This window comes from Streptomyces sp. S6 (genome assembly GCF_054880855.1).
On record NZ_JBTYMC010000425.1, the window covers coordinates 1 to 4,507 of the forward strand.

The following is a 4,507-nucleotide window of genomic DNA, read 5'->3' on the forward strand; positions in this document are numbered from 1 at the left end:
CAGGTCGTGGGGGCCCGGCGGACGGCGGAGGAGCTGGGGCGGGCGTTTCCGGCTGTGCCGGTGCGGACGTCCGGGCGGGAGCAGGTGCTGGACACCGTGCCGGGGGTACCGGCGCTGGTCGTGAGCACGCCGGGGGCCGAGCCGGTCGCCGAGGGCGGGTATGCCGCCGCGCTGCTGCTCGACGGGTGGGCCATGCTCGGGCGGCCCGATCTGCGGGCCGGGGAGGAGGCGCTGCGGCGGTGGATCGGGGCTGCCGCGCTGGTGCGGGGGCAGGGGGAGGGGGGGACTGTCGTCGTGGTCGCCGAACCCACGGTGCGGGCCGTGCAGGCGCTGGTGCGGTGGGATCCCGTGGGGCATGCGGTGCGGGAGCTGGCCGAACGGGCCGAGCTGGGGTTTCCGCCGGTTTCCCGGATGGCCTCTGTGTCCGGGAGCGCGGAGGCGGTCGCCGGGTTCCTCGCCGTTGCCCAACTGCCTCCCGACGCCGAGGTGTTGGGGCCCGTTCCGGTGGCGGTCACGCCTGTCGGGCGGCCTCGGAGAGTGGGCGGGCCGCCGCCGGGGGAGCGGTGGGAGCGGGCGTTGGTGCGGGTGCCTCGGGGGAGGGGTGGGGTGTTGGCCGCCGCGCTCAAGGCTGCGCAGGCTGCGCGGATGGCTCGGGGGGGTGGGGGGGAGGAGGGGCGGGTTTGGGTTCGGGTGGATCCGCCGGATATCGGGTGAGGGGTGGGGTGTGGTGGGGGTGGTGCGGGTTCGGGGGTGGCTGGGGTGGGGGCGTTTTGCTTGCCCGCGCTTGCGGGGTGCCTCCTCCAAGCTCTTCGAGCAGGGGGTACCCCCAGCCCACCTGTGCCGCCCCATGGGGGCTCAGGACACTGGGGAACGCGACTGCCCCCTCGTGGTCGGGCGAGAGGGCAGTGGAGGTCGGGGGAGGGGTCAGCCGTTGCGGGGGCCGGGGAAAGGGGTGGGGCGGGGGTCGTTGTGGAGGGCGGGGCTGCCGGCTGTGGGCTGGGTCGGCATGGAGCGGGCGGCGGGGACCGTGGGGACGGTGGAGATGGCACCGCCCACGTTCAGGGGACGGTCGTTCAGGGGGCGGTCCTGAAGAGGGCGGTCCGGGGTGAGGTCCTGGTCCGGGAGGGCGGACGTAGGCGTGCGGCGGGCGCCGTAGCGGCGGTGGACCGCCTGCTTCGTGACGCCGAGCGCGGAGCCGACCGCGTCCCAGGAGAAGCCGAGGGAACGGTCGAACTCGACCGCCGCCGTCACCAGCGTCTCCACGCTGTCCCGCAGTTCCTGGGCCAGGCGGACGGTGGGCGCGGGGGCGCGGCCGTAGACCACGAACCCGGTGGAGGGGCCGGAGCGGCGGGGGCGGTAGACGTTGCCCAGCTGGGCGGTGAGCGTGCGGAGTGCGTCCACCTGGCGGCGGACCCGCTCGATGTCCCGCACCAGCAAGTGCAGGCTGGCCCGGGCCTGGGCGTCGTGGGTTGCGTGGTCGGCCATGAACAAGCCTCTCGAACCGGCGTTAAGAGATAGGGGTCAACTCTTTCTTGACCAACGCGGATTCGCTCCGCGGGTCACGGGGTGGGGGCGTATGGGCATATGCGTACGCCCCCTGACTCCGCCGGGCCCCGACTGAGCGCCGTCCCGTTCCCGTCGGCTCGGCCCCCACCCCTCCCCGTAAGCGCCCCACCCTCCCGGCTCCTAGACTGATGTGCTGGTCGTATCCGCCCCGTCCGAGAGGTTCCGCTCTTCCATGAGGCTTGTCTTCGCTGGTACTCCCGAGGTCGCTGTCCCCGCTCTGGACGCCTTGATCGGTTCGGGCCGGCATGAGGTGGTCGCGGTGGTGACGAGGCCGGACGCGCCGGCGGGGCGGGGGCGGAGGCTGGTGGCGTCGCCGGTGGCGGAGAGGGCGATGGAGGAGGGGATCGAGGTGCTGAGGCCGGGGCGGCCGAGGGACCCGGAGTTCCTGGAGCGGCTCCGGGAGATCGGGCCCGACTGCTGCCCGGTCGTCGCGTACGGGGCGCTGCTGCCCAAGGTCGCGCTCGACGTGCCCGCCCGCGGGTGGGTCAACCTGCACTTCTCCCTGCTGCCCGCCTGGCGCGGCGCCGCCCCCGTGCAGCACTCGATCATGGCCGGCGACGAGATCACCGGCGCGTCCACGTTCCTCATCGAGGAGGGCCTCGACTCGGGTCCCGTCTACGGCACCGTCACCGAGGAGGTCCGCCCCACCGACACCAGCGGCGACCTCCTCACCCGCCTCGCCTTCGCCGGCGCCGGCCTGCTCGCGGCGACGATGGACGGCATCGAGGACGGCACGCTGAGCGCGGTGCCGCAGCCCGGCGAGGGCATCACCCTGGCCCCGAAGATCACCGTCGAGGACGCCCGCGTCGACTGGCGCGCACCCGCACTCCGCGTCGACCGCGTCGTCCGCGGCTGCACGCCCGCCCCCGGCGCCTGGACGACCTTCCGCGGCGAGCGCCTCAAGCTGATCCAGGTCACCCCGCTGCCCGACCGCGCCGGCCTCGCCCCGGGCCAACTCGCCGTCGGCAAGAACAACGTGTACGTCGGCACCGGCTCGTACGCCGTGGAACTCCTCTGGGTCCAGGCCCAGGGCAAGAAGCCGATGCGCGCGGCGGACTGGGCCCGGGGCGTACGGGGAGCGGACGGCGAGACGCTGGGCGGCTGAGACCGGGGTGCCGACGGTAGGACACGGGGTTCGGCTGGGCCGGGGTGTGCGGGGTGCCCAGGACGAGACGCCGGCCGCTGAGTCCGAGGCGCTCAGGGCACCGCCGCGCTCAAACTGCGGCAGCTCACCCGAGTCCGGGTCGATGCCGGGCCGAGTCCGGGCCCGACCCTGAGGCCGACTTCGACCTTGAGTTGAGCTGAGCGAGGCTTTGAGCCTGAGCCGAGCCCGGCCCTGAGCCCGAGACCAAGTCCGAGCTGAGTTGGACATGCGCCCGGCTTCGAGCTTGAGCCTGAGCGAGGCTTCGAGCCTGGGCCCGAGTCCGTGTCGATGCCGGGCCTGCCCCTGAGCTCGACTCCGACCTTGAGCCCAGGCCTGAGCCGAGCTGGGCCTGAGCGAGGCTTCGAGCTTGGGCCCGAGCCGAGTTGGGTTTGTGCCCGGCTTTGAGCCTGGGCCCGAGTCCGTGTCCATGCCGGGCCGAGTTCGGGCCCGGGCATGACCCTGAGCTCGACTCCGACCTTGAGCCTAAGCATGAGCTGAGCTGGGCCTGAGCGAGGCTTCGAGCTTGGGCCCGAGCCGAGTTGGGCTTGTGCCCGGCTTTGAGCCTGGGCCCGAGTCCGTGTCGATGTCGGGCCGAGTCCGGGCCCGGGCCTGCCCCTGAGCTCGACTCTGACCTTGAGCCGGAGCCCAAGCCTGAGCCGAGCTGAGCTTGAGCCCGAGGCCAAGTCCAAGCTGAGCTGGGCCTGTGCCCGACTCCGACCCCGCCCCTGACCCCGCCCCCGAGCCCCCACCCCCCGCACCCCCCACCCCCGACGTACGCTTGAAGTGACCCCCTTTCTGAAACCCGGAGCACCTTTTCCGTGAGCGATACCTCCCCCGCAGGCACCCCGAAGACCGGTAAGCCGTATCGGCGCCCCAAGAAGGACCCCGTCCGGATGCTCGCGTTCGAGGCGTTGCGGGCGGTGGACGAGAGGGACGCGTACGCGAACCTGGTGTTGCCGCCGCTGCTGCGGAAGGCGCGGGAGAAGGGGGAATTCGACGGCAGGGACGCCGCGCTGGCGACGGAGCTGGTGTACGGCACGCTGCGCCGGCAGGGGACGTACGACGCGATCATCGGCGCGTGCATCGACCGGCCGCTGAGGGAGGTCGATCCCCCGGTGCTCGACGTCCTCAGCCTCGGCGCGCACCAACTGCTCGGCACCCGCATCCCCACGCACGCCGCCGTCTCCGCCTCGGTGGAGCTGGCCCGGGTCGTCCTGGGCGACGGCCGCGCCAAGTTCGTCAACGCGGTGCTGCGGAAGATCTCGCAGGACGACCTGGACGGCTGGATCGGGAAGGTCGCCCCGCCTTATGACGACGACCCCGAGGACCACCTCGCCGTCGTCCACTCCCACCCCCGCTGGGTCGTCTCGGCGCTGTGGGACTCGCTGGGCGGTGGCCGGGCCGGTGTCGAGGAGCTGCTCGCGGCGGACAACGAGCGGCCCGAGGTGACCCTCGTCGCGCGGCCCGGCAGGTCGGACGTCCGGGAGCTGCTGCGGGAGGAGGCCGCCGTCCCCGGCCGCTGGTCGCCGTACGCCGCGCGGCTCACGGAGGGCGGCGAACCGGGTGCCGTGGACGCCGTGCGGGAGGGGCGGGCCGGCGTGCAGGACGAGGGGAGCCAGCTCGTGGCGCTGGCCCTCGCGAACGCCCCCCTCGACGGCCCCGACCGGCACTGGCTGGAGGGCTGCGCCGGATCGAGTTGATGAACTCGTTCGTGAACTCCTCGGACGACACGTACCGCACGCGCGTCCCGGGATACAGGCTCCGCGCGTAGTGCCCGATGGCATGCAGGAGATGCGT

General features: G+C 73.4%; 2 protein-coding genes and 3 pseudogenes. 3 read left to right on the plus strand and 2 right to left on the minus strand.

Going from position 1 to position 4,507, the window contains the following annotated elements; all coding sequences use genetic code 11:
- Positions 1-714: pseudogene (locus tag ACVNF4_RS32850) on the plus strand (primosome assembly protein PriA); the annotation flags it as partial.
- Positions 715-924: 210 nt separating this feature from the next.
- Here ACVNF4_RS32850 and ACVNF4_RS32855 read toward each other — a convergent pair.
- Positions 925-1,485, minus strand: coding sequence for a hypothetical protein (locus ACVNF4_RS32855; protein ID WP_461806533.1), 561 nt, complete (start codon positions 1,483-1,485; stop codon positions 925-927).
- 253 nt (positions 1,486-1,738) lie between these two features.
- Between ACVNF4_RS32855 and fmt the strand changes: the two genes are divergently transcribed.
- Positions 1,739-2,671 carry a methionyl-tRNA formyltransferase gene (gene fmt / locus ACVNF4_RS32860; protein ID WP_461806534.1) on the plus strand — a complete coding sequence of 311 codons (933 nt, stop codon included), beginning with the start codon at positions 1,739-1,741 and terminating at the stop codon, positions 2,669-2,671.
- An 857-nt stretch (positions 2,672-3,528) separates the two neighbouring features.
- Positions 3,529-4,401, plus strand: a pseudogene (locus tag ACVNF4_RS32865) (transcription antitermination factor NusB); the annotation flags it as partial.
- On the opposite strand, the pseudogene ACVNF4_RS32870 reads toward ACVNF4_RS32865, so the two are convergent.
- Positions 4,397-4,507 (minus strand): annotated as a pseudogene (locus ACVNF4_RS32870) (DnaA ATPase domain-containing protein); the annotation flags it as partial. The pseudogenes ACVNF4_RS32865 and ACVNF4_RS32870 sit on opposite strands and share 5 nt — an antisense overlap.